Annotated in this window: 23 protein-coding genes; 7 read left to right on the top strand and 16 right to left on the bottom strand. The window is 64.5% G+C overall.

The genetic code is table 11. The features are described from left to right. Positions 1-15: 15 nt before the first annotated feature. Positions 16-1,410, bottom strand: coding sequence for an amino acid permease (locus BFD71_RS17935; protein ID WP_069265639.1), 1,395 nt, complete (start codon positions 1,408-1,410; stop codon positions 16-18). Between the two features lie 254 nt (positions 1,411-1,664). Between BFD71_RS17935 and BFD71_RS17930 the strand changes: the two genes are divergently transcribed. From BFD71_RS17930 to BFD71_RS17915, 4 genes are all read left to right on the top strand, one after another. Continuing rightward, the gene (locus BFD71_RS17930; protein WP_069265638.1) at positions 1,665-2,138 is read left to right on the top strand and encodes an Lrp/AsnC family transcriptional regulator; all 474 of its coding nucleotides are present in this window, start codon (positions 1,665-1,667) and stop codon (positions 2,136-2,138) included. A 211-nt stretch (positions 2,139-2,349) separates the two neighbouring features. After that, on the top strand, positions 2,350-3,090 hold the full coding sequence (locus tag BFD71_RS17925; RefSeq protein ID WP_069265637.1) for an ATP-binding cassette domain-containing protein: 741 nt from the start codon (positions 2,350-2,352) through the stop codon (positions 3,088-3,090). A 159-nt stretch (positions 3,091-3,249) separates the two neighbouring features. Beyond that, positions 3,250-4,245, top strand: coding sequence for an ABC transporter permease (locus BFD71_RS17920; protein WP_069265741.1), 996 nt, complete (start codon positions 3,250-3,252; stop codon positions 4,243-4,245). Positions 4,246-4,430: 185 nt separating this feature from the next. Next, on the top strand, positions 4,431-5,423 hold the full coding sequence (locus BFD71_RS17915; protein ID WP_069265636.1) for a sugar-binding protein: 993 nt from the start codon (positions 4,431-4,433) through the stop codon (positions 5,421-5,423). Between the two features lie 81 nt (positions 5,424-5,504). Here BFD71_RS17915 and guaA read toward each other — a convergent pair whose 3' ends face one another. The 3 genes from guaA to guaB all read right to left on the bottom strand — a co-directional run bounded on the left by guaA (position 5,505) and on the right by guaB (position 9,451). After that, positions 5,505-7,088: a glutamine-hydrolyzing GMP synthase gene (gene guaA / locus BFD71_RS17910; RefSeq protein WP_069265635.1), complete on the bottom strand. Its 1,584-nt coding sequence runs from the start codon at positions 7,086-7,088 to the stop codon at positions 5,505-5,507. Positions 7,089-7,267: 179 nt separating this feature from the next. Then, positions 7,268-7,984, bottom strand: coding sequence for a hypothetical protein (locus BFD71_RS17905; protein ID WP_069265634.1), 717 nt, complete (start codon positions 7,982-7,984; stop codon positions 7,268-7,270). A gap of 6 nt (positions 7,985-7,990) precedes the next feature. Continuing rightward, a complete protein-coding gene (gene guaB, locus BFD71_RS17900; protein ID WP_069265633.1) occupies positions 7,991-9,451 on the bottom strand; it encodes an IMP dehydrogenase in 1,461 nt (486 codons plus the stop codon). Between the two features lie 270 nt (positions 9,452-9,721). Between guaB and BFD71_RS17895 the strand changes: the two genes are divergently transcribed. Then, a complete protein-coding gene (locus BFD71_RS17895) occupies positions 9,722-10,774 on the top strand; it encodes a DMT family transporter (RefSeq protein ID WP_069265632.1) in 1,053 nt (350 codons plus the stop codon). Between the two features lie 97 nt (positions 10,775-10,871). Here BFD71_RS17895 and BFD71_RS17890 read toward each other — a convergent pair whose 3' ends face one another. Together BFD71_RS17890 and BFD71_RS17885 are read right to left on the bottom strand one after the other, a co-directional pair. Next, entirely contained in the window at positions 10,872-11,204 is a 333-nt protein-coding gene (locus tag BFD71_RS17890) for an RnfH family protein (RefSeq protein ID WP_069265631.1), read from the bottom strand. Beyond that, the gene (locus BFD71_RS17885; protein WP_042265786.1) at positions 11,201-11,638 is read right to left on the bottom strand and encodes a type II toxin-antitoxin system RatA family toxin; all 438 of its coding nucleotides are present in this window, start codon (positions 11,636-11,638) and stop codon (positions 11,201-11,203) included. Before BFD71_RS17885 ends, BFD71_RS17890 begins: the two co-directional genes overlap by 4 nt. Positions 11,639-11,740: 102 nt before the next feature. Here BFD71_RS17885 and smpB point away from each other — a divergent pair, with 102 nt between their 5' ends. Next, the gene (gene smpB / locus BFD71_RS17880; RefSeq protein WP_069265630.1) at positions 11,741-12,187 is read left to right on the top strand and encodes an SsrA-binding protein SmpB; all 447 of its coding nucleotides are present in this window, start codon (positions 11,741-11,743) and stop codon (positions 12,185-12,187) included. A 70-nt stretch (positions 12,188-12,257) separates the two neighbouring features. Here smpB and BFD71_RS17875 read toward each other — a convergent pair whose 3' ends face one another. From BFD71_RS17875 to ppsA, 3 genes are all read right to left on the bottom strand, one after another. Further along, a complete protein-coding gene (locus BFD71_RS17875; protein WP_069265629.1) occupies positions 12,258-13,217 on the bottom strand; it encodes an SPFH domain-containing protein in 960 nt (319 codons plus the stop codon). 55 nt (positions 13,218-13,272) lie between these two features. Beyond that, entirely contained in the window at positions 13,273-13,758 is a 486-nt protein-coding gene (locus BFD71_RS17870) for an NfeD family protein (protein WP_141710708.1), read from the bottom strand. A 147-nt stretch (positions 13,759-13,905) separates the two neighbouring features. Next, entirely contained in the window at positions 13,906-16,305 is a 2,400-nt protein-coding gene (gene ppsA / locus BFD71_RS17865) for a phosphoenolpyruvate synthase (protein ID WP_069265628.1), read from the bottom strand. A gap of 399 nt (positions 16,306-16,704) precedes the next feature. Here ppsA and ppsR point away from each other — a divergent pair, with 399 nt between their 5' ends. Further along, the gene (gene ppsR / locus BFD71_RS17860) at positions 16,705-17,520 is read left to right on the top strand and encodes a posphoenolpyruvate synthetase regulatory kinase/phosphorylase PpsR (RefSeq protein WP_028204047.1); all 816 of its coding nucleotides are present in this window, start codon (positions 16,705-16,707) and stop codon (positions 17,518-17,520) included. A 67-nt stretch (positions 17,521-17,587) separates the two neighbouring features. Here ppsR and BFD71_RS17855 read toward each other — a convergent pair whose 3' ends face one another. The 7 genes from BFD71_RS17855 to BFD71_RS17825 form a co-directional block, all read right to left on the bottom strand. After that, positions 17,588-18,373 (bottom strand): TrmH family RNA methyltransferase, encoded by a 786-nt coding sequence (locus tag BFD71_RS17855; RefSeq protein ID WP_069265627.1) that lies wholly within the window; start codon positions 18,371-18,373, stop codon positions 17,588-17,590. Positions 18,374-18,476: 103 nt separating this feature from the next. Then, positions 18,477-19,265, bottom strand: a complete 789-nt coding sequence (gene rnhB / locus BFD71_RS17850) for a ribonuclease HII (protein ID WP_083245318.1) — start codon at positions 19,263-19,265, stop codon at positions 18,477-18,479. Continuing rightward, complete coding sequence (gene lpxB / locus BFD71_RS17845; protein WP_069265626.1) at positions 19,262-20,431, bottom strand: lipid-A-disaccharide synthase; 1,170 nt, start codon at positions 20,429-20,431, stop codon at positions 19,262-19,264. The genes rnhB and lpxB overlap by 4 nt, the downstream gene beginning before the upstream one ends. Before the next feature lie 3 nt (positions 20,432-20,434). Then, positions 20,435-21,223: an acyl-ACP--UDP-N-acetylglucosamine O-acyltransferase gene (gene lpxA, locus BFD71_RS17840; RefSeq protein WP_069265625.1), complete on the bottom strand. Its 789-nt coding sequence runs from the start codon at positions 21,221-21,223 to the stop codon at positions 20,435-20,437. A 77-nt stretch (positions 21,224-21,300) separates the two neighbouring features. Beyond that, complete coding sequence (fabZ, locus tag BFD71_RS17835; RefSeq protein WP_028204052.1) at positions 21,301-21,765, bottom strand: 3-hydroxyacyl-ACP dehydratase FabZ; 465 nt, start codon at positions 21,763-21,765, stop codon at positions 21,301-21,303. A 225-nt stretch (positions 21,766-21,990) separates the two neighbouring features. After that, positions 21,991-23,064 (bottom strand): UDP-3-O-(3-hydroxymyristoyl)glucosamine N-acyltransferase, encoded by a 1,074-nt coding sequence (lpxD, locus tag BFD71_RS17830; protein ID WP_069265624.1) that lies wholly within the window; start codon positions 23,062-23,064, stop codon positions 21,991-21,993. A gap of 37 nt (positions 23,065-23,101) precedes the next feature. Then, positions 23,102-23,650, bottom strand: coding sequence for an OmpH family outer membrane protein (locus tag BFD71_RS17825; protein WP_141710716.1), 549 nt, complete (start codon positions 23,648-23,650; stop codon positions 23,102-23,104). Positions 23,651-23,702 lie beyond the last annotated feature (52 nt).

The raw sequence follows: 23,702 nt of genomic DNA, 5'->3' as shown, positions 1-23,702 counted from the left end.
GACGAATATCAGCGCTTACGGAGCCGGCACGCCGCGTTGCAGCGCCGGCACTGACTTGCGGCACCACAGGCGGTAGGCGAGCCCAAGCACGCCCAGCCAGACCGGAATCAGGTACACGGAAATGCGCAGATCCGGGATCAGATACATTACAACGAGAATGCCGCCGAGGAACGCGAGACACACGTAATTCGTCAGCGGATAACCGAGGCTGCGGAACGTGGTCGTCTGACCGGTACGCGCCTTCTCGCGGCGGAACTTCAGGTGAATCAGGCTGATCATCGCCCAGTTAATGATGAGCGCGGACACGACGAGCCCCATCAGCAGTTCGAACGCCTTGCCCGGCATGAAGTAGTTGATGATCACGCAGGCGGCCGTGACGAACGCCGACACGCCGAGCGCCGCCAGCGGAATGCCGCGCCGGCTCACCTTGAGCAGCGCCTTCGGCGCATTGCCTTGCTGCGCGAGACCGTAGAGCATGCGGCTGTTGCAGTACACGCCGCTGTTGTAGACCGAGAGCGCCGCCGTCAGCACGACGAGATTCAGCACGTTGGCCACGAGGTCGCTGTTCATCGCGTGGAAGATCAGCACGAAGGGGCTGCCGCCGGCCACGACCTTCTGCCAGGGGTAGAGCGAGAGCAGCACGCCGAGCGCGCCGATGTAGAAAATCAGGATGCGGTAGATCACCTGATTCGTCGCGCGCGGAATGCTGTGCGAGGGATCATCGGCCTCTGCCGCGGTGATGCCGACCAGCTCCAGCCCGCCGAACGAGAACATCACGACCGCCATGGCCATGACGAGACCCGAGACGCCGTGCGGGAAGAAACCGCCGTTGCGCCAGAGGTTCGACACGCTTGCCTCGGGACCGGCCGAGCCCGAGAACAGCAGCCAGCCGCCGAAGGCGATCATGCCGACGATCGCGAGCACCTTGATGATGGCGAACCAGAACTCGAGTTCGCCATACGACTTGACGCTCGTGAGGTTGATGCCGTTGATCACGACGAAGAACACCAGCGCCGAGACCCACGTGGGCAGCGTCGGCCACCAGTAATGCATGTAGATGCCGACCGCCGAAAGCTCGGCCATGCTCACGAGCACGTAGAGCACCCAGTAGTTCCAGCCGGAGAGAAAGCCCGCGAACGGGCCGAAATACTTGTCTGCGAAATAGCTGAACGAACCGGCGACGGGCTCGTCCACGACCATCTCGCCCAGTTGCCGCATGATGAAGAACGCAATGATGCCGGCGACGCCGTAGCCGAGCAGCACCGAGGGGCCGGCGGTCTGAATCGTCTGCGCAATGCCGAGGAACAGGCCCGTGCCGATCGCCCCGCCCAGCGCAATGAGCTGAATGTGGCGATTCTTGAGGCCGCGTTTTAGCTGGCCGCGATTTTCACGCGTGTCGTTTGAAACCATGTCTCGTCCTGTCTCCGACTTATGTGCGCAGGGCCGAAGCATCCGGGTAGGACGCCGGCTCCGCTCCACGAAATAAAATTGCGCACACAACCTTCTGCATCGGCGCGCTGCCGGGCTTGGTGGTATTGGCCGCCAGCCCGATCGGGTGCGCCCAGTGTATAGTTGACGCGGAAAAATATGATTTCATCTCGTACGCAGGCAAACCCTGATTGATACAATTCCCTCTCGCCCCAAACCCATCTCACGCAAGATAAATGCAAAATCTCGCGCTCGATACGATCGACATGCGGCTTCTCGCCGCACTGCAGGAGCGTGGACGCGCTTCGAACCTCGAACTCGCGGCCGCGATCAAGCTCTCGCCCGCGCAGACGCTCAGGCGTCACCGGCGGCTCGAGGAGCTCGGCGTGATCCGGCGCTACGAGACGCGCCTCGACGCGCAGGCGCTCGGCTTCGGCGTGGTCGCCTTCATTCAGGTGACGATGGAGCGCGGGCACATGCGCGAGCTCGTCAAGTTCAAGGAACTCGTCGCGACGTTGCCGCAGGTGCAGGAGTGCTACTCCGTGACTGGCGATATCGACTACGTTCTGAAGGTGGTGGCGCGCGATCTCAAGGCGCTTTCCGAGTTCCTGCTCGATACGCTGATGCGCGCGCCCGGCGTGAACAGCGTGCAGTCGATCGTCTGCCTCGATGAACTCAAGGGGACGAGCGCGATGCCGCTGGAAGCCTGAGACAAGCGCGCGCCAGGTCCGTCTGGCGGGGGTTTTCGGCGAAAACGCAATTTTATCTCATCAGCGGCCTGCTCGCGGCGTCGCAAGACCGCCAGATGAAATAGTCTTGCTAAAAGCCCCATCGTGCTCTAAAAAACATGCTAGTTAGCCTGTCTCCTGGCCATCCTGGACACGGCAACGGGCGGCTTCACAGGCGCGAGCGCGACAGTCCATGAGTCTTCTTGAGCTCAGAGGCGTTTCCAGGCACTTCGGCGCCATCCAGGCGCTGACCGACGTGACGTTGAGCCTGGAACCCGGCCAGGTGGTCGGACTCATGGGCGACAACGGGGCCGGAAAATCGACGCTGGTGAAGGTCATCGCCGGCAACTTCCCGCCCTCTCACGGCGAAGTCCTCATCGACGGCAAGCCCGTTCATTTCAGCCGCCCCGTGGATGCCCGCGCCAAGGGCATCGAGGTCGTGTATCAGGACCTCGCGCTCTGCGACAACCTCACCGCGGCGGCCAACGTCTTTCTCGGGCGCGAGCCGCGCCTCGGCATATGGCCCTTTCGCGTACTCGATCACGCGGCCATGTACCGGCGCGCTGCCGAGCTGTTCAAGGAACTGAAGTCCGAAACGCGCCCGCGCGATCTCGTCCGGCAGATGTCGGGCGGCCAGCGCCAGGCCGTGGCGATTGCGCGCACGCGACTGTCCGAGGCGCGGCTCGTGCTCATGGACGAACCCACCGCCGCGATCAGCGTGCGCCAGGTCGCGCAGGTGCTCGACCTCATCAAACGCCTGTCCGAACATGGCATTGCCGTCATTCTCATCAGTCACCGCATGCCTGACGTTTTCGAAGTCGCCCACCGCGTGGTCGTCATGCGGCGCGGGCGCAAGGTTGCGGACAAGCAGACCGAAGCCTCTTCGCCGGAGGAAGTCACCGGCCTGATCACCGGAGCCATCGCCGCGGCCTGAAGCGGCCCGCGCGCGATTGTGTTGCATGGGGCCGCACTAAGCGCTGAAGCGCTAAGTGCGCGCCGACCGCTTTGCATGGGGCCGCACTAAGCGCTGAAGCGCTAAGTGCGGCCGACAGGAGACCCGGAATTGAACGATGCGCCGCAAAGGCCGAATCCGATGCCGACACTGCTTGACGATCCCCAATCCGCGAAGACCCACGCCCGCTGGAGCGGACTGCTCGCGAGCCAGGTGTTCTGGGTGGTGCTCGCGACGCTCGCAGCCTGCCTCCTGCTCTCGTTCGTCACCTCGACGTTCGCCACGCAGCAAAACCTCTTCAACGTCACGCGCAACTTCGCCTTTGTCGCCATCGTCGCGCTGGGGATGATGGCCATCATCATTACAGGCGGGATCGACATTTCGGTCGGCTCGACGATCGGCCTGAGCGGCATCGTGCTTTCCGTCACGATGAACGCGGGCTACCCGATCTGGGCCGGCATCGGCCTCGGCCTGCTCACCGCGGGGGTGGTCGGCCTCGTGAACGGCCTGCTCATCGCCTATCTCAACATGCAGCCGTTCGTCGTGACGCTCGGCATGCTGAGCGTGGGCCGCAGCCTCGCGCTCGTGATCTCCGGAAGCCGGACCATCTTCGAATTCGGACCCGACGGGCACAAGCTCCTCGTGCTCGGCGGCGGCAAAACGCTCGGCGTGGCCAATCCCGTGTGGTTTCTGATCGTCCTCGGCCTGCTGTTCTGGTTCGCCTTCGCCTTCACGCGCTGGGGCCGCTATGTCTTCGCGGTCGGCGGCAACCGTCATGCGGCCAATCTCACCGGCGTGCCGGTACGGCGCGTGATCTGCTCGGTCTATGTGCTGGGCGGCCTGATGGCAGGCGTCGCGGCCATTCTCGAAGTGGGCTGGCTCGGCGCGGTGACCACCGGCCTCGGCACCGGCGACGAGCTACGCGTGATCGCCGCCACGGTGATCGGCGGCACCAATCTCGCGGGCGGCGTGGGCAGCGCGTTCGGCACGATCGTCGGCGCCGCGCTCATCGAAGTGATCCGCAACAGCCTGATCCTGCTCGGCGTCGATTCGTTCTGGCAAGGCACGGTCGTAGGCGGCTTCATCATCATCGCCGTGCTGTTCAACCGGCTGGGCGGCGAGCGGCAAAACGACTGAACGGAATTCAGGGAGGCGCGGCCGGACTGCACGCGGAACCGCCGGCCGTCAGCCATCACAAGAAGCGCGACTCGTTGCGCGCGGTTCCGCAGAAAGCCCAAGGCACGGGCGCGGGCTTTCCTTCCGATGACGAAAACTGTACGAGACACGCGCGCCGTACAACCGGCGCCGAACAGGAGGAAACCATGAAGAAAGCGTGGAAGTATCTCGCTGCGATCGGAGGGCTCGCGATGCTGGCCTCTTCCGCCTACGCAGCCGACAAGGCCCTCGCGCTGGTCGTGAAGGGCCTCGACAATCCGTACTTCGACCTCATGCACCAGGGCTGCGACCGGGCCAACAAGGAGCTCAGCAAACAGGGCTACAACTGCTACTACACGGGCCCCGCGACAGCGGCGGATGAAAGCGCCGAAGTGCAGATCGTCGACGACCTGCTGACCAAGGGCGTCGCGGCGATTGCCATTTCGCCGTCGAACGCGCCGGCCATTGCCGAGGTGATCCGCCGCCGCAACGCGAAGATCCCGATCATCACCGCGGACGCCGATCTGCTGCCGAAGGACCAGTCGTTGCGCAAGGCGTATGTGGGCACCGACAACTACGAGCTGGGCGTGAAGCTCGGCGAGCAGTTGAAGACGCTGATGCCCAAGGGCGGCAACATCTGCCTCGTGATGGGCAACCCCGCGGCCGAGAACATCAACCAGCGCGCCCAGGGCACACGCGACGTGCTCTCGGGCAAGAAAGGCATCAAGAAGCTGGCGGGCGAAAACAACTGGCACGAGATCAGCGCCTGTCCGCTCTACGTGAACGACGATGCCGCGAAAGCGAACCAGATGATGCAGGACACGCTCACCGCGAACGCCAGCACGCTCCAGGCGTTCGTGTTCGAGGGCGGCTGGCCGCTCTTCGCACCCGAGGCGTATTCGCAGGTCGTCGCGCCGATCATGGACAAGATCAACAGCGGCCAGTTCGTGATCGTTTCAGCCGATACGCTCGGGCCGGAGCTGCAGGCCCTCAAGGACCACAAGGTCAATGCGCTGGTCGGGCAGCGGCCTGAGGAAATGGGCTATCAGGCGGCGATGGTGATGCGCGACCTCGCCGAAGGAAAGACGGTGAAGCCGATCGTCCACACGGGTCTCGACGTTTGCACCTGGAAGAACGCGGATACGTGCCTGAAGCATTGAGCGCCGGAAGCAAAAAACCCGCGCCGGCACACCGTGCCGAACGCGGGTTCTTTGCTTCGCCTGCAGGCTAGCGGGAGAACGTCACTCCCATTCGATCGTCGCGGGCGGCTTGCCCGAGATGTCGTACACCACACGGTTGATGCCGCGCACTTCATTGATGATGCGGTTCGACACGTGGCCCAGCAACTCGTGCGGCAAGTGCGCCCAGTGCGCCGTCATGAAGTCGAGCGTCTGCACTGCGCGCAGCGCAACGACATACTCGTACGTGCGGCCATCGCCCATCACGCCCACGCTCTTCACCGGCAGAAACACGGCGAACGCCTGGCTCGTGAGCTCGTACCACGACTTGCCGGTTTCCTTGTCGATCGTGTTACGCAGCGTCTCGATGAAGATCGCATCCGCGCGGCGCAGCAGATCCGCAAAATCGCGCTTCACTTCGCCGAGAATACGCACGCCGAGGCCAGGGCCCGGGAACGGATGGCGATAGACCATTTCGTGCGGCAGGCCGAGCTTCACACCCAGTTCGCGCACTTCGTCCTTGAAGAGTTCACGCAGCGGTTCGAGCAGCTTGAGGTTGAGCGTTTCCGGCAGGCCGCCCACGTTGTGGTGGCTCTTGATCGTGTGCGCGGCCTTCTTGCCCTTGCCGGCCGACTCGATGACGTCCGGATAGATCGTGCCTTGCGCGAGCCATTTGGCGTCGGTGAGCTTGCCAGCTTCCGTCTGGAACACTTCGACGAACTCCGCGCCGATGATCTTGCGCTTCGCTTCCGGATCGGTCACGCCGGCGAGCTTCGACATGAACGCTTCGCTCGCGTCGACATGGATCACCTTCACGCCGAGGTTGTCGGCGAACATCGACATCACCTGCTCGGCTTCGTTCAGACGCAGCAGGCCGTGATCGACGAACACGCAGGTCAGCTGGTCGCCAATCGCACGATGCAGCAGCGCCGCCGCGACCGACGAATCCACGCCGCCCGAGAGGCCGAGAATCACGTGCTCGTTGCCCACCTGCCTGCGGATCGTCTCGACGGCTTCGTCGATGTAGTGGCCCATCTCCCAGTCGGCCTTCGCGCCGCAGATGCCGAGCACGAAGCGCTCGAGCATCGCGCGGCCCTGCACCGTGTGCGTGACTTCCGGGTGCCATTGCAGGCCGTAGAAGTGGCGCGCTTCATCGGCCATGGCCGCGATCGGGCACGATTCCGTCGACGCCATCAGCTGGAAGCCTGCCGGCATTTCCGTGACCTTGTCGCCGTGGCTCATCCACACCTTGAGCATGCCGTGGCCTTCGCTCGTGCGGAAGTCTTCGATGCCCTCGAGGAAGCTCGTGTGGTTGCGCGCGCGCACTTCGGCGTAGCCGAATTCGCGCAGGTGGCCGCCGTCGACCTTGCCGCCGAGCTGTTCGGCCATTGTCTGCATGCCGTAGCAAATGCCGAGAACCGGCACGCCCAGTTCGAACACGGCTTGCGGCGCGCGCGGCGTGTCGGTGTCCGTGACCGAGTTCGGGCCGCCGGAGAGGATGATGCCCTTTGGCGCGAATTCGCGCACGAATGCGTCATCCACATCGTACGGATGGATTTCCGAATAAACGTGGGCTTCGCGCACGCGGCGCGCGATGAGCTGGGTGACTTGCGAGCCGAAGTCGAGGATCAGGATTTTGTCGTGCATGGCTGCGGACGAGACCTAAAAAAGAACGGATACGGAAAGCCGCGCGACACTTCAAATGCGCGCAGCGTGAATTCATCAGGACCCAAGCGCCGCGCTACGGCGGCACCGGGTGGCGCAAGTTCGGGTGTGCTTCGGGCGCACTGCGTCTGCTGTTTGGGAGGTCGGGTTTGCGCGTGGCTTCAGCCACGCAGCGGCGGCCTCGGTGCGTCGGCCGCCTCGTCGCGAGCCGCCTGGCGAGCCTCTCGAGCTTGCGCGGGACTGGCGGGCGGCGGCGTAACCGGCGATGGACGGGGCGCAACCGGCGGAACGGCCGCGGGCGTCACGGTCGGGACTTCCACAACGGGTTCGACCGGCGCTGCCGCCCGTTTTGCCCCTCCGCCCCACGCCATCGTTCGCATAAAGCCCGGCTTCGCGTACGACACCGGCTCTTCGCGCCGTTCGGGCTGGGCCTTCTCCACCTTGCGCTGCTGCGCGGAACTGCCGCTCGCCTGCCCCTTCTGGCGCTTGCGCACCGCGCCCGCGAGCCGGACGCCGCCGAGGCCGAGGACGATCAGCCACACCCCAACCGCACCTGCCACCAACTGGCCAAAACCCGTGAGCCGCGGCGCACGCAGTCCGATCAGCCAGACCAGCATCAGCACGCCGGCAATCCAGTTGACGTGCCCCACGGTGCGGCCCACAGGCAGTGTCATCTCCCCGTGGAAGGCCGCGCGCAGCGCGAGCCACGCGAAACCCAGCAGCACCACGCCAAACGCCTGCCCAACGAGCGCCGGCTGCGTTTGCACCAGTTGCAACGCGTCGTAGACGAGAGTCCAGGGCGTGAGAACGAACAGCACGCCGAACCCAAGCAACGTCAACGCATCGACAATCAGTAGCACGCGCAGCAGCGGCTTCATCGGGGTTTAGTCCACGTGATAGTTGGGCGCTTCCTTCGTGATCTGCACGTCGTGCACGTGCGACTCGTGCAGGCCGGCGCCGGTAATCTGCACGAACTCCGCCTTCGCGTGCAGGTCTTCGATCGTACGGCAGCCGCAGTAACCCATCGAGGCGCGCACGCCGCCGATCAGCTGGAACAGGATGGCGTTGATGGGACCCTTGTAGGCGACGCGGCCTTCGATGCCTTCCGGCACGAGCTTGTCGATGTTCGCCGAGTTGTCCTGGAAGTAGCGGTCCGCGGCGCCGTCCTTCATCGCGCCGACCGAGCCCATGCCGCGATACGACTTGTACTGGCGGCCCTGGTACAGGAACACGTCGCCGGGCGACTCTTCGGTGCCCGCGAACATGCTGCCCATCATCACGGCGTTCGCGCCGGCGGCCAGCGCCTTCGAGACGTCGCCCGAGTAGCGCACGCCGCCGTCGGCGATGCACGGCACGCCCGTGCCCTTGAGTGCTTCCGAGACATTGGAGATCGCGCTGATCTGCGGCACGCCCACGCCGGCCACGATACGCGTCGTGCAGATGGAGCCCGGGCCGATGCCGACCTTCACGCCGTCCGCGCCGTACTCGACGAGCGCGCGCGCCGCGTCGGCCGTCGCGATGTTGCCGCCGATCACTTCGACGTGCGGGAAGTTCTTCTTGACCCAGCGAACGCGCTCGAGCACGCCCTTGCTGTGACCATGCGCCGTATCCACGACGATCACGTCCACGCCGGCTTGCACCAGCAACTCGACACGCTCTTCGTTGTCCGGACCGACGCCGACTGCCGCGCCCGCGCGCAGCTTGCCGTGCTCGTCCTTACAGGCGGCCGGGTGCTCGGTCTGCTTGGTGATGTCCTTGACGGTCATGAGACCGCGCAGCTCGAATGCGTCGTTGATGACCAGCACGCGCTCGAGGCGGTGGCTGTGCATGAGCGCCTTGGCTTCGACGAGCGGCGTGCCTTCCTTGACGGTGACGAGGCGCTCGCGCGGCGTCATGATCGAGCGCACCGGCTCATCCAGGCGCGTTTCGAAACGCAGGTCGCGGTTCGTGACGATGCCGACGAGTTGCGCGCCTTCCACGACCGGGAAGCCCGAAATGCCATGCTGCTGCGAGAGCGCGATGACGTCGGCGACCTTCATTTGCGGCGGAACCGTGATCGGATCGCGCACGACGCCCGACTCGAAGCGCTTCACCTTCGCGACCTCGCGCGCCTGCTCGGCCGGCGTGAGGTTCTTGTGAACGATGCCGACACCCCCCTGCTGCGCCATGGCGATTGCCAGACGGCCCTCCGTGACGGTATCCATAGCGGCCGACACGAGCGGAATGTTCAGGGAGATATTGCGGGTCAGCCGGGTCTTCAGGCTGGTGTCGCGCGGGAGAACGTCGGAAAAGGCGGGGACGAGGAGCACGTCATCGAACGTGAGTGCTTTCTGGATCAGACGCATGGCAAATCCTATAGGCGCAAAAGCAGATTATACGCGATAGCGCCCTGGAAATCATCAGCGCTAACAGTAGCTTAGCGCCGTTTTCGGGATTATTTCCATGCTCCGGCCCTGCCGGTGCGAGCCGTGCGGGCATGGCCCGCCTCCGACCCGAATATCGGGCGCACGCTGCAGGATTGAACAAGACGGGTGCGCGCACCTCCAGTTATGCTTCGGGCCGTTCTCTCAAAACGGCCTGCCTTGGGCCACCCGAAGTATCCGGAGGCAATACAAATGCAGCGTGGTGTGTTGTACGGCGTGCTCGCCGGCGCATTATGGGGAACGGTGTTCGTCGTGCCCCGGCAACTGGCGGAGTTCTCGCCACTGCTCCTGAGCGCGGGCCGCTATGCGATGTATGGGCTCGTTTCGCTCGCTGCGCTTTTGCCCATGCTGCGCCGTGTCTGGCCGCGCATGACGCGCGCCGATCTCGTCGCGCTCGTGAAACTCGCGCTGGTGGGCAACGTGCTCTATTACCTCTTTCTCGCGAGTGCCATCCATCTGGTGGGCATCGCGCCGGCCTCGCTGATCGTCGGCGTGCTGCCCGTCACGGTCACGCTGCTCGGCCGCCGTGACCATGGCGCCGTGCCGCTTTCGCGTCTGGTCTGGCCGCTTGCGATGATCGCGGCCGGCATCGTCTGCATCAACGTGGACGTGTTCAGCGCAGCCGGCGACGCGGGCGGCGCGAGTATCCTCACGCGCATCGCAGGCATTGGCTGCGCAGTCGGCTCGCTCGTGTGCTGGACCTGGTTCGCGGTCGAGAACGCGCGTTATCTGCAGCGCAATGCGCACTTCAGCGGCAACGAATGGTCGGTGCTCTGGGGCGTGGTCACGGGCGCGCTCGGCGGCCTGCTCTGGCTCGGCATTCTCGTCGTGCCGTCGCACTGGGTGCAGGAAACCGTGGCCGCCGGCCGCTGGACCACGTTCTGGCAGCTGAATCTGGTGCTCGCGATCGGCGCCTCGTGGCTCGGCAACGGACTCTGGAACGCCGCCGCCAAGCGCTTGCCGCTCACGCTCTCGGGTCAGATGATCGTGTTCGAGACGCTGTTCGCCCTGCTCTATGGCTTTATTTACGATCACCGGCTGCCGCGCGGGCTGGAAATCGCGGCGATCATGCTGCTCGTGGCGGGCGTAAGCTGGTCGGTACGCCAGCATTCGGGCGGTCCGGAAGACACCGCGCACGGCGACGGCATCGTGCCGAACGGCGATCTGCCGGGCATCGGCAACGAAAGCCGCCTTGCGCAACCCAACGTCGACGCGAAGCAAAACGGCCGCACGACCATCGCCTGAGCGCGCCGGGCCGCAAAATGCCGAATGGGCGAGACAGCGCAAGCTGTCCCGCCCATTACGTTCGTGCGTTAAATCCGTGGCAACCCGGCTCGAACCTCTAGCGCGAGTCCTTGGGCAACCACTTGCGCCCTTCGATCGAGCCTTCCTTGCGGGTCTTGTCGACGCGACGCTGGCGCGCCATCTTGGGGTCGACGATCAGCGGCCGGTAGATCTCCACGCGGTCGTGGTCGGCGAGCACGGTGTCGAGCGGCTTGAGCTTACCGTACACGCCCACCTTGAGCTTCGCCACATCGATCTCGGGATGGCGCGCGAGAATGCCGCTTGCTTCGATGGCCTGCTGGACGGTCGCTCCCGTCGGCAACTCGATGCTGATGAGCGTCTGCGCATCCGGCAGCGCGTAGCAGACGTCGATGGAAAGATTCGCGCTCATGGCTTGCCGTAGCGCTGGTCGGCGCGCTTCACGAAGGAGTCGACGAAGGTGTTCGCGATGTGATGGAACACTGGCCCGATGAGCTTCTCTAGAATGATGTTTGAAAACTCGTAATGCAGCGCAAACTCGATCTTGCAGGCGTCGGCGCGCAGCGGCGTGAAACGCCAGTAGCCCGTGAACTTGCGGAACGGGCCATCGGCGAATTCCATGTCGATGCGCTCGGGCCGCTTTTGCGAGTTGCGCGTGGCGAAGTGTTGCTTGATGCCCTTGAAGTTGATGTCGATCTTCGCCTCCATGCCGCTCTCGTCCTGACGGCGAATCTCGACGCCGCCGCACCACGGCAGGAAGTTGGGGTAGTCGGCGACGTCGGTGACGAGGTCGAACATTTGTTCCGCCGAATGGCGAATCAACACGGTTTTCTGGACATCCGCCATAAATTGCGCAATGCGTGGCTAGGGTGAAAGCGCCACGGGCTTTCGGGAGCCCGCTTTGCTAAAATCGTAATTTTAAACGAGTTGGGCCAATCCCATTTTCCTATGAGCATCATCGACAACAGAAAAGCGTTCTTCGATTACTTCATCGAAGAGCGCCACGAGGCCGGGCTCGTGCTGGAAGGATGGGAAGTCAAGGCCATGCGCGCCGGGCGAGCCAACATCAAGGAAAGCTACGTCGTGATCAAGGACGGCGAGCTCTACCTGATCGGCACGCACATCAGCCCGCTGCCCGAGGCCTCGACGCACATCCAGCCGGACCCCACGCGCACCCGCAAGCTGCTGCTCCATCGCGAGGAAATCGACAAGCTGATCGGCAAGGTCGAGCAGCGCGGCTTCACGCTCGTGCCGCTGAACTTTCACTACAAGGGCGGCCGCGTGAAGTGCGAGATCGGCCTCGCCAAGGGCAAGAAGCTGCACGACAAGCGCGAAACCGAGAAGAAACGCGATTGGGAGCGCGAAAAGGCGCGCCTGATGCGCTCGCCCACCTGAATCTTCCGGAAGTTCAGATGGACAACGGGCCGCTCATGCGGCCCGTTGTCATTTGCAGCGGCCTGAGCGCTTATGCGCCCTTCGCCGCCCCGGCCCCGCTGATCTGCCCCTCGCGCAGGCCTGCCCGGTTCACGATCGTCAGCGCTGAAGCGATCATCGAGCTCAAGTCGCCCATGTTACCCGGCACGATCAGCGTATTGCCCTGCTTCGCCAGATTGGCGAAAGCATTCACGTACTGTTCGGCCACCTTGAGGTTGACGGCGTCCATCCCGCCCTGCGCCTGGATCGAGTTGCCTATCTTCTGGATGGCCTGCGCGTTGGCCTCGGCCACTGCGAGAATGGCGGCCGCCTGACCCTGCGCCTGGTTGATCGCCGCCTGACGCTCGCCTTCCGACTTCTGGATCGCTGCCTCGCGCGCGCCGGCTGCCAGGTTGATCTGCTCCTGCTTGCGGCCTTCCGAGGCCGCGATGAGCGCGCGCTTTTCGCGCTCGGCGGTGATCTGCGCCTGCATGGCGTGCAGGATTTCCTTCGGCGGCGTGAGATCCTTGATTTCGTAACGCAGCACCTTCACGCCCCAGTTCGATGCGGCTTCATCGAGCGCCGACACGACGCTATGGTTAATGAAGTCGCGTTCCTCGAAGGTCTTGTCGAGTTCGAGCTTGCCGATCACCGAGCGCAGCGTGGTCTGCGAAAGCTGCGTAATCGCGAACACGAAATTGCTCGAGCCGTACGACGCCTTCATCGGATCGGTCACCTGGAAGTACAGCACGCCATCCACCTGAAGCTGCGTGTTGTCTCGCGTGATGCAGACCTGGCTCGGCACGTCGAGCGGAATCTCCTTGAGCACGTGCTTGTACGCCACGCGATCCACGAACGGCAGCACGATCGTCAGCCCCGGCGTAAGCGTGGCGTGGTAGCGCCCAAGCCGTTCGAGCACCCAGGCATGCTGTTGCGGCACGATCTTGATAGTCTGCGCGATCAGCACGACGACGATCACGAGCAGAATCAGGCCGACGACTGGGACTTGCATACGGGACCTCCGTTCGCTTCTGTGTGGTGTGTTGGTGTGAGGTGAATTCGGCCGGTCACGCGTGGCGCGCGTCGTCGCGAGCGGCGCCGGGCGCATTGGCATCGCGCCGTTCGCGCTTCGCCGCCACGACGAGGCAACTGCCGCGCACTGCCTTGATTTCATAGAGCGGCGCGTCTTCGGGCTCGCCGGGCGCGAGTTCGACGTCCCATTCGGCGCCGCGATACATCGTGCGCGCGCGGCCGTCGCGCCATGCGGCGACAGCAAGCGTCGCGCCAATATCGAGGTTCACGCCCGGATCGGTCGAGGCGTCGGTCATGCGCCGGCGGCGGCCAAAACGCGAGCGCCGCAGCGTGACCACGGCCGCGAGCCCGACCGCCGCCGCGACGAGCAGTTGCCCGTCGAGCGGCCAGCCAAGCTCATAGCTGAGCGCGCCGGCGAGAAAGCCGAGCGCGATCATCAACAAGTAGAAGGTGCCGGTCATCAGCTCGGCGACGATGAGCACGCCAGCGGCAATCCACCAGAACAAACCATGCGGACCCACGACGACCTCCCAAAGTAAAACACCCCGGATAGACCGGGGTGTTATAGCACGAAGCTGACACTTTTTTCCGCAGCGTGCAGTGACGCACGGGAAGCTGCATCAAGCTCCGTATGTGCCGAGGAGTGACGCCCTCGGCACCGCGCTTACTTACTTCGACTGCGACTTCGCCAGCTGCTGCCACGTCTCGACAACCGAGTCCGGGTTCAGCGAGATCGAAGCGATGCCTTCTTCCGCGAGCCACTGGGCGAAATCCGGGTGATCGGACGGGCCCTGACCGCAGATGCCGACGTACTTGTTCAGACGGCGGCAGGTTTCGATCGCGCGCTTGAGCATGAACTTCACGGCCGGATCGCGCTCGTCGAAGTCGACGGCCAGCAGTTCCATGCCCGAGTCCCGGTCGAGGCCGAGCGTGAGCTGCGTAAGGTCGTTCGAGCCGATCGAGAAGCCGTCGAAGTACTGCAGGAACTCTTCGGCGAGAATCGCGTTCGACGGCACTTCGCACATCATGATCAGCTTGAGGTCGTTCACGCCGCGCTTGAGGCCGAACTTCTCGAGCAGACCGACCACGCGCTCCGCCTGCTTGAGCGTGCGCACGAACGGCACCATGATCTCGACGTTCGCGAGACCCATTTCTTCACGCACGCGCTTGAGCGCCAGGCACTCCATTTCGAACGCCTGCGCGAAGTCCTCGGCGATGTAACGCGACGCGCCGCGGAAACCCAGCATCGGGTTTTCTTCGTCCGGCTCGTAGCGCGAACCGCCGATCAGCTTCTTGTACTCGTTCGACTTGAAGTCCGACAGACGCACGATCACGGGCTTCGGATAGAACGCCGCCGCGATCGTGGCGATGCCTTCCGTGAGCTTGTCGACGTAGAACGCGCGCGGCGAGGCGTGGCCGCGAGCCACGCTTTCTACGGCCTTCTTCAGGTCCGCGTCGACATTCGGGTACTCGAGAATCGCCTTCGGGTGCACGCCGATGTTGTTGTTGATGATGAACTCGAGACGCGCGAGGCCAACACCCGCGTTCGGCAGCTGCGAGAAGTCGAACGCGAGCTGCGGGTTGCCGACGTTCATCATGATCTTGACCGGAATGGCCGGCAGATCGCCACGCTGGACTTCGCTGACTTCGGTTTCCAGCAAACCGTCGTAGATGCGGCCTTCGTCGCCTTCCGCGCACGAAACCGTCACGAGCGCGCCGTCCTTCAGCACGTCGGTTGCGTCGCCGCAGCCCACCACGGCCGGCACGCCCAGCTCGCGCGCGATGATCGCCGCGTGGCAGGTACGGCCGCCACGGTTCGTGACGATCGCCGAAGCGCGCTTCATCACCGGCTCCCAGTTCGGGTCGGTCATGTCGGCGACGAGGACGTCGCCCGGCTGCACGCGTTCCATTTCGGACGGATCGTGAATCACCTTCACGCGGCCCGCGCCGATCTTCTGGCCGATCGCGCGGCCCGTTGCGAGCACCTGCGACTGGCCCTTGAGCTTGAAGCGCTGCTCGACCTTGCCGGCGGCCTGGCTCTTCACGGTCTCCGGGCGCGCCTGGAGAATGAAGATCTTGCCGTCGAGGCCGTCCTTGCCCCACTCGATGTCCATCGGACGCTGGTAGTGCTTCTCGATGATGACGGCGTACTTCGCCAGCTCGATCACGTCTTCGTCGGTGATCGAGAAGCGGTTGCGCTGTTCGTGCGAGACGTCGACCGTCTTCACGCGACCCGGCTCGCCCGGCTGCGTGAATTCCATCTTGATGAGCTTCGAGCCGATCGAGCGGCGGATGATCGGAGCCTTGCCCTGCGCGAGCGTGGTCTTGAAGACGTAGAACTCGTCCGGATTCACGGCGCCCTGCACGACCGTTTCACCGAGGCCGTAGCTCGACGTGATGAAGACCGCGTCCTTGAAGCCCGATTCCGTGTCCAGCGTGAACATCACGCCTGCGGCGCCGCGGTCCGAGCGGACCATGCGCTGCACGCCAGCCGACAGCGCGACTTCGGCGTGGGTGAAGCCCTTGTGGACGCGATAGGAAATGGCGCGGTCGTTGTAGAGCGACGCGAACACGTGCTTGAGGCGATCGAGCACGTCTTCGATGCCGACCACGTTGAGGTAGCTTTCCTGCTGACCGGCAAACGATGCGTCGGGCAGGTCTTCCGCCGTTGCCGACGAACGTACGGCGAACGAGAGCTCGGACGGCGAACCGTTTTGCAGCGTCTCGAAACCGGCGCGGATGTCCGCTTCGAGTTTCGGCTGCAGCGGCGCGTCGATGATCCACTGACGGATCTCCTTGCCAGCTTCGGCCAGCGCCTTCACGTCGTCGACGTCGAACGTCTCCAGACGAGCCGCGATCCGTTCGGTCAGGTTGTTATGTTTCAGGAAGTCGCGGAAGGCGAGCGCCGTCGTCGCGAAACCCGTGGGCACTCGCACGCCTGCCTCAGCCAACTGGCTGATCATTTCGCCGAGCGAGGCGTTCTTGCCGCCTACGATCTCGACATCGGTCATCCGCAACTGCTCGAAAGGCACTACATACGCCTGATCCTTGGCAACGGTGTTAGTCATACAAGCCCCTAAGTGTGAAAAAAATTCACGATTGCGCAAGTGGGCTCGAACGCGGTCCGCCCATTGGGGGCGGATTCACGTCTTGCGCAACCTGTTGGAGAAGCAATCGCTCAAGAGCCGAGCGAATTTCCATTCAATGGAAAAGCACGAAGATGCGGGCGATTACATAAAGTTAGACGGAATCGCTGCAAATTGACACCAGAATGCACCGCGATAGGCGGCGGTTTGGCGCGGTTGCACTGCAATTGCTTATCCAACAGGTTGCCGCTATTCTACCGTGCCGACTCTCGAATTTGTGCCAGTCGGCGAGAATTGCCCCTCGGTCCCGCCGGACGGGGCTTTCCGGGCGCCCAAGCCTGTCCCGAGCGGCCCTGCAGCTCACGTACCCAGCCTCAACCGATGCCGCCTACCGTATTCATCGTCTCCGACGGTACCGGGATCACTGCCGAAACTTTCGCGCATTCGATCCTGTCGCAGTTCGACCAGAAATTCCGCCTCGTGCGCGTGCCCTTCGTCGATTCGTCCGAAAAGGCCTACTCGACCGCCGAGAAGATCAACGAAGCCGCCGTGCAGGAAGGCCGCCGTCCGATCGTGTTCACGACGCTCGTGGACAGCAACTCGAACGAGATCGTCAAGCGCGCGAATGCGCTCGTGATGGACATGTTCCAGACCTTCGTGGAACCGCTCGAGCAGGAGCTGGAGCTCAAGTCGAGCCACGCCATGGGCCGCGGCCACCAGAACGCCGACACCGACGAATACAAGAACCGTATCGAGGCGATCAACTTCTCCCTCGCGCACGACGACGGGCAGTCCGACCGCAATCTCGCCGACGCCGACGTGATCCTCGTTGGCGTGTCGCGCAGCGGCAAGACGCCGACGAGCCTGTATCTCGCGATGCAGTACGGTGTGAAGGCCGCGAACTACCCGCTCATCCCCGACGATTTCGAGCGCGGCAAGCTGCCGAATGCGCTGCTTTCGCATCGCACGAAGATTTTCGGCCTCTCGATCGATCCGCAGCGCCTGACCGAGATCCGCAACGAGCGGCGCCCGGGCAGCAAGTACGCCGCGCTGGAAAATTGCCGCTACGAGGTCAACGAAGCCGAGGCGATGATGCGGCGCGAAGGCATCAAGTGGCTCTCGTCGACGCACAAGTCGATCGAGGAAATCGCCACCACGATCCTGCAGGAAATCCGCATCGACAAGCCGTCGTATTGAAACGCCCGGCCAGAAACGAAAAGGCCCGCATCTGAGCGGGCTTTTTTATTGCTCTCCGGCGCGAGTGTCAACGTGCGTGACGCTGCTGCCGGCATTGCTCGAACACGCACACCGCCGCCGCCGCCGCGACGTTGAGCGACTCCATGCCGCCCGGCTGCGGAATCGTCACGCGCAGCGCGGCCGCGTCGCGCCATACCTGCGAGACGCCCGCTCCTTCGTTGCCGAACACCCACGCGAGCTGGCCCGTGAGATCGGCCTCGTCGATCGCCTGCGCGCCGTGCGAATCGGTGATGACGACCGGCACGCCGAGCATCTCGACGAGCGCTTCGGCCTCCACGTTCTCGAACACCTGTAAGAGGAAATGCGCGCCCATTGCCGAGCGCAGCACCTTCGACGACCACACATAGGCCGTACCCGGCGTGCAGAATACCCTGTCGATGCCGGCGGCCGCCGCGCTGCGCAGGATCGAGCCGACGTTGCCGGCGTCCTGCAATCCGTCGAGCACGAGGCACGTCGATGCAACGCGTTCGGGCAACGGCGCTTCAGGCATATCGACGAGCAGTAGCAGCCCTACGCCGTGCACGACGTTCGAGAGCTGCCCGAAGAGTGCATCGGGCAGTGTGATGACGCGGCGCTCGTCGACGCGGGCAACGATCGCCTGCGCTTCTTCGTGCGCGAGCGCGCCTTCGGTCACGACGCAGTACTCGGGCTGTGTGCCGCCGTCGAGCCACGCGCTCGCGAGATGGAAGCCTTCGAGCAAGGCCTGATGGCTGCGCCGCTGTTGATGCGTCGAGCCGGCGAGCGCCTTCAGACGCTTGTAGAGCGGATTGTCGCGCGAGGTAATGGCTTTCACGGGCGGCTCAGGCGTGTCAAATGAGAATCGGGAGATAGAAAAACGGCTGCGCCGGCACCGTGCGAGACGGCGCCGGCTCGCGCGAGACGCCGTCAGCGGCGGCTCAAGGCAGCGGCGCGAAGGCGTCGTCTTCTTCGAGGCCGGCGGCGTCGCTGACCACGGTCGAAGCGTCGGGCAGGACGATGCCGTGCAGCACGTAGGCGTCGCGCACGGGCGCGAACGAGCGCCGGTGATGCTCGCACGGACCATGTACGCGCAACGCTTCGAGGTGCTGCGGCGTGCCGTAGCCCACATGGGCGTCGAAACCGTAATACGGATGGCGTTGGTGCAGATCGATCAGCATGCGGTCGCGCATAACCTTGGCTACGATCGACGCCGCCGAAATGCTCGGCACGAGCGCGTCGCCGCCGATCACTGCCTCGCTGCGCACCGGCATCACCGGGCAGCGATTGCCGTCGATCTTCGCGAGCGTCGGCACGAGGCTCAAGCCCTCGACCGCGCGCCGCATCGCCAGCATCGTCGCGTGCAGGATGTTGAGCGTGTCGATTTCCTCGACGCTCGCCGATGCGACGCACCACGCGAGCGAGCGTTCGACGATGCGCTCGTAGAGCGTTTCCCGCGCCTGTGCCGTCAGCACCTTCGAATCGTTGAGCCCACGAATCGGCCGGGCCGGATCGAGAATCACGGCCGCGGCAACCACGGGCCCGGCGAGTGGCCCGCGGCCGGCCTCGTCCACGCCGCAGATCACGTCGTCCGGCGATTCGAACAGCAGTCCGGCCTGCCGCGCCGCCTTGCGACGCGCGGCGAGCTTGAGCGCCGCCTGCGACGGCGGTTTTTTCTCCGCCGGCGCTGTCGTGCGCCTGGCCGTGCGCTTGATCGTGCCCTCGCTCATGCCCGCCCCTTTCGGCCTTCGACGATGCTCGCGACCACCTCGGCCGCGCGCTCCGCTGTGTTCTGGCGCAGGGTCAGATGCATCTGCGTGAACACCTCGGTCAGCGTGCGCCGGTTTGCCTCGTCCTGCAACTGCGTGAGCGTCGCGTCGGCAAGCGCCTCCGGCGTCGCGAAGTGCTGCAGGATTTCCGGCACGACGAAGCGCCCCGCGAGAATGTTCGGCAGGCCCACGTACGGCAGGTAAGCCTGACGGCGCATGATCTGCCCCGTGAGCCAGGGCACCTTATAGGAGATGACCATCGGCTTCTTGAGCAGCGCCGCTTCGAGCGTGACCGTGCCGCTCTTCACGAGGATTGCGTCGGCGGCCGTCATGGCGAGTTGCGACTGGCCGTCGATGATCGTGAGCGCGAGACCCTGATGCGCGTTCGCGAGTTCCTGCAGCTGCGCGTGGATGGCCGGCGTTGCCGCCGGCATCACGAAACGCAGCGTCGGCTCGCGCCGCTGCATGATCTGCATCGCGTCGAAGAAGGTCGGCCCGATCAGGTTGATTTCCGAGCGGCGGCTGCCCGGCAGCACCGCGATCACCGGGCCGCTTTCCGGCAGGCCCAGCGTGCGGCGCGCACCGGGCATGTCCGGTTCGAGCGGAATCTCGTCGGCGAGCGGATGGCCCACGTACGATGCCGCCACCCCGGCCTTCTCGAGGAGCGCCGTTTCGAACGGAAACACGCAGAGCATGTGATCCACAGCCTTCTGGATCTTCTTGATGCGACCGCCGCGCCACGCCCAGATCGACGGGCAGACGAAGTGGATGGTCGGAATACCCGCGTCGCGCAGCGCGTGCTCGAGGCCGAAGTTGAAGTCAGGCGCGTCCACGCCGATGAAGGCGTCAGGCGGCTCGGCCAGCAGCTGATGCTTGAGCTCGTTGCGGATGCGCAGAATCTCGGGAATATGCCGCAACGCCTCGACGTAGCCGCGCACCGAAAGTTTTTCCATCGGCCAGTGCGCATCGAAGCCGGCGGCCATCATGCGCGGCCCGCCGATTCCGTAGTACTGCGTAGTGTCGGGCAAGCGGGCTTTGAGACCTGCAAGCAGCGACGACGCAAGCAGGTCGCCGGACGGCTCGCCGGCGACCATTGCGAGGCGCAGCGGACGCGTTTGCAGCGCCATCGATCAGCGAATGATGCCGCGTTGCGACTGCTCGACGAAGTCGAGCAGCGCCTTCACGTGCACGTCGCCGTCGCCGCCCGCTTGCGCGAGGTCGGCGAGCTGCACCTTCGCCTCTTCGAGCGAGAGCCCGTTCTTGTAGAGCGTGCGATACGCCGAGCGCAGCGCGGAAATCGCGTCAGCCGAAAAGCCGCGACGGCGCAGACCTTCGACGTTGATGCCGTGCGGCACCGCCTTGTTGCCGGCGGCGATCACGAACGGCGGCACGTCCTGCACGAGCGCCGAGGCGCCGCCGACCATCGAATGCGCGCCGATGCGCACGAACTGGTGCACGCCGGTCATGCCGCCGACGATCGCGTGGTCTTCGACGAACACGTGGCCCGCGAGCTGCGCGTTGCTCGACATGATGACGTTGTTGCCCAGACGGCAGTCGTGGCCGACGTGAACGTAGGCCATGATCCAGTTGTCGTCGCCGATGATCGTGACGCCGGTGTCCTGCACCGTGCCCGTATGCAGCGTCGTGAACTCGCGGATGGTGTTGCGGCTGCCGATTACGAGCTTGGTGGGCTCGCCCTTGTACTTCATGTCCTGCGGACGGCCGCCGATCGACGCGTAGTGGCCGATCGTGTTGTCTTCGCCAATCGTCGTGTGGCCTTCCAGCACGCTATGCGAACCGACCTTCGTGCGTGCACCGATGGTGACGTTCGCACCGATGACCGCGAACGGTCCGATTTCGACCAATTCGTCGATCTGCGCGCCCGACTCGACGACCGCAGTGGGATGGATCCTGCTCATTCGTCCTCGCTCTCCGATTCTGTTTCCGTGCGCCGGCGCCTCGAGGTCAAGGGCGCTGCGGCATGCGGCGGCGCTGCTTATTGCGCCGCGTCCATTTTCTTGACGGTGCACATGAGTTCCGCCTCGCAGGCCACGGAGCCTTCCACTTCGGCCACCGCCTTGAACTTCCAGATGCCGCGCATGTAGCGCTCGAACGTCACGTTGAGGATGAGCTGGTCGCCCGGCTCGACCACGCGCTTGAAGCGCGCGCCGTCGATGCCCACGAAGTAGTACAGCGTATTCTCGAAGTCCTGCTCCTCCTCCGAGAACGTGAGCAGCGCGGCGGTTTGCGCCAGCGCCTCGAGAATCATCACGCCGGGCATGACCGGACGCTGCGGGAAGTGTCCCGTGAAAAAGGGCTCGTTGACCGTCACGTTCTTCAACGCCTTGATGCTCTTGTGCGGCTCCAGTTCGATGACCCGGTCCACCATCAGGAACGGATAGCGGTGCGGCAGCAGCGTGAGAATCTTGTGGATGTCGAAGTTGAGTTTTTCGATGTTCATGGTGGTTCTGCTCACGCAGGAATTGCGCGTGTGACTTTCGATTTCGATATTCGAGGCGCCGGACCAAACACGCCCGCGCTGACGCGAAGTATGCGCCACGCCCGCGCTCCCGTGCATGCGTATTGCCCCGGGCGGGCAGCCCCGGGGCGGCCAGTCTGGTCGTCCGCGACGCAAAGCGGCGCGCCGCTCCCGCGACACGCCGCCCGCTACCTCGATACTGCTTTCTTATTCGCCCTGCGGCTTCTGGGCTACCGCCGCCTCGAGCGCCTTGATACGGTCGCGCAGCTTGTCGATGTTACGCAACAGCGCGGCGCTCTTGTTCCAGTCGGCGTGATCGACCGCCGGGAAAGCGCTCGTATAGATGCCAGCCTTCGGCAACGACTTCGAGACACCCGACTTCGCCGTGACGATCACGTAGTCGCCCAACGTGACGTGCCCCGCGATGCCCACCGCGCCGCCAATCATGCAATGACGCCCGATCGTCGTGCTGCCCGCAATGCCGGCGCAGCCCGCGATGACCGTGTACGCGCCGATCCGGCAGTTGTGGCCGATCTGCACGAGGTTATCGATCTTCACGCATTCTTCGATGATCGTATCGGCCATCGCGCCGCGGTCGATCGTGGTGTTCGCGCCGATCTCGACGTCCGGCCCGATGGCCACGCCGCCCACCTGCGGAATCTTGACCCAGCTACCCGTGCGCGCGGCGCCCTCGCCCGTGAAATCGGGGGCGAAACCAAAGCCGTCCGAACCGATCACGGCGCCGGCATGCACGATGGCGCGCGGGCCAAGCTTGCAGCTGTGGTAGACGGTCACGCCCGGATACAGGTGCGAGCCCTCGTCCACCTGGGTGCCGCGGCCGATGAAGACGTTCGCGTCGAGCCGTACGTTTTCCCCGATCACGGCGCCCGCTTCGACCGTGACGTTCGGGCCGATCACCGCGCTCGCGGCAACCTGGGCCTTCGCGTCGACGTGGGCGCTGGCGTGGATGCCCGGCTGCGCCTTCGGCGCGGCGAGGTCGATATACGCCTGCGCGACACGCGCGAAGTAAGCATACGGATTCGGTGTGACGATGAAGTTGCGTCCTTCGCGCGATGCGAGCTTCTCGAGGTCGCCGGGGCTGATGAGCACCGCGCCCGCCCGGGTCGTCTCGACCTGCGCGAGATACTTCGGATTGGCGAGGAACGCGAGCTGTTGCGGACCAGCCTGGTCGAGCGGCGCCAGCGAACTGACGCGTTGCGTCGCATCGCCCACCACCTCGCCGCCGAACCGCCCGACGATGTCCTCAAGCGTAAATGCCATGCGCGTGCTGCTCCTGCCTTAGTTGCTTTTCGTTGCCTTAGTTGCTGCTGCTACCGCCCGCGCTATTCGCTGCGAGCGCCTTCAGCACCTGGTCGGTGATGTCGATGCGCGGGCTCACGTACACCGCTTCCTGCACGATCAGGTCGTAATGCTGCTGCTCGGCGATCTGCTTGATCACCTTGTTCGCGCGATCGAGCACCGCAGCCAGTTCCTCATTGCGGCGCTGGTTCAGGTCTTCGCGGAATTCGCGCTGCTTGCGCTGGAAGTCGCTGTCGAGCGCGGACAGGTCGCGCTGCTTCGACGCGCGATCGGTCGGCGCCATCGACGGGCCGTTCTTGTCGAGCGAATCCGACATCGACTTCAGGCGCTGCGCCATGTCCTGCAGATCCTTGTCGCGCTTGGCGAACTCGGCTTCGAGCTTGGTCTGCGCGGCCTTCGCGGGAGCGGATTCACGCAGGATGCGATCGGAGTTCACCGCCGCGATCCTGGCTTCCTGCGCCTGCGCCACGCCCATGCCAAAACCGAGGAGCGCCAGCGACACGGTCATCGCCCCGATCGTCCGTCTGGAAAACATACCCGTTAGCAAAGTCATCCTCTCGTTTCCTGGATTCCGGCGCTGTGCGCTGCGCGCGCAACCA

The organism is Paraburkholderia nodosa, from assembly GCF_001718195.1.
GTDB classification, from domain to species: domain Bacteria; phylum Pseudomonadota; class Gammaproteobacteria; order Burkholderiales; family Burkholderiaceae; genus Paraburkholderia; species Paraburkholderia nodosa_A.
Note: the sequence above shows the minus strand (reverse complement) of the source record. Positions and strands in the feature narration are given on the sequence as shown.

Excerpts from the sequence above, each read along its gene's own strand:
- lpxB (WP_069265626.1), bottom strand. The coding sequence starts at position 20,431 with ATGGCGCTGCAAACGCGTCCGCTGCGCCTCGCAATGGTCGCCGGCGAG.
- rnhB (WP_083245318.1), bottom strand. The coding sequence starts at position 19,265 with ATGAGCGAGGGCACGATCAAGCGCACGGCCAGGCGCACGACAGCGCCG.
- BFD71_RS17885 (WP_042265786.1), bottom strand. The coding sequence starts at position 11,638 with ATGGCGGATGTCCAGAAAACCGTGTTGATTCGCCATTCGGCGGAACAA.
- BFD71_RS17935 (WP_069265639.1), bottom strand. The coding sequence starts at position 1,410 with ATGGTTTCAAACGACACGCGTGAAAATCGCGGCCAGCTAAAACGCGGC.
- lpxD (WP_069265624.1), bottom strand. The coding sequence starts at position 23,064 with ATGGCATTTACGCTTGAGGACATCGTCGGGCGGTTCGGCGGCGAGGTG.
- guaB (WP_069265633.1), bottom strand. The coding sequence starts at position 9,451 with ATGCGTCTGATCCAGAAAGCACTCACGTTCGATGACGTGCTCCTCGTC.
- BFD71_RS17895 (WP_069265632.1), top strand. The coding sequence starts at position 9,722 with ATGCAGCGTGGTGTGTTGTACGGCGTGCTCGCCGGCGCATTATGGGGA.
- smpB (WP_069265630.1), top strand. The coding sequence starts at position 11,741 with ATGAGCATCATCGACAACAGAAAAGCGTTCTTCGATTACTTCATCGAA.
- BFD71_RS17905 (WP_069265634.1), bottom strand. The coding sequence starts at position 7,984 with ATGAAGCCGCTGCTGCGCGTGCTACTGATTGTCGATGCGTTGACGTTG.
- BFD71_RS17930 (WP_069265638.1), top strand. The coding sequence starts at position 1,665 with ATGCAAAATCTCGCGCTCGATACGATCGACATGCGGCTTCTCGCCGCA.
- ppsA (WP_069265628.1), bottom strand. The coding sequence starts at position 16,305 with ATGACTAACACCGTTGCCAAGGATCAGGCGTATGTAGTGCCTTTCGAG.
- BFD71_RS17915 (WP_069265636.1), top strand. The coding sequence starts at position 4,431 with ATGAAGAAAGCGTGGAAGTATCTCGCTGCGATCGGAGGGCTCGCGATG.
- lpxA (WP_069265625.1), bottom strand. The coding sequence starts at position 21,223 with ATGAGCAGGATCCATCCCACTGCGGTCGTCGAGTCGGGCGCGCAGATC.
- ppsR (WP_028204047.1), top strand. The coding sequence starts at position 16,705 with ATGCCGCCTACCGTATTCATCGTCTCCGACGGTACCGGGATCACTGCC.
- fabZ (WP_028204052.1), bottom strand. The coding sequence starts at position 21,765 with ATGAACATCGAAAAACTCAACTTCGACATCCACAAGATTCTCACGCTG.
- BFD71_RS17890 (WP_069265631.1), bottom strand. The coding sequence starts at position 11,204 with ATGAGCGCGAATCTTTCCATCGACGTCTGCTACGCGCTGCCGGATGCG.
- BFD71_RS17925 (WP_069265637.1), top strand. The coding sequence starts at position 2,350 with ATGAGTCTTCTTGAGCTCAGAGGCGTTTCCAGGCACTTCGGCGCCATC.
- BFD71_RS17920 (WP_069265741.1), top strand. The coding sequence starts at position 3,250 with ATGCCGACACTGCTTGACGATCCCCAATCCGCGAAGACCCACGCCCGC.
- BFD71_RS17875 (WP_069265629.1), bottom strand. The coding sequence starts at position 13,217 with ATGCAAGTCCCAGTCGTCGGCCTGATTCTGCTCGTGATCGTCGTCGTG.
- guaA (WP_069265635.1), bottom strand. The coding sequence starts at position 7,088 with ATGCACGACAAAATCCTGATCCTCGACTTCGGCTCGCAAGTCACCCAG.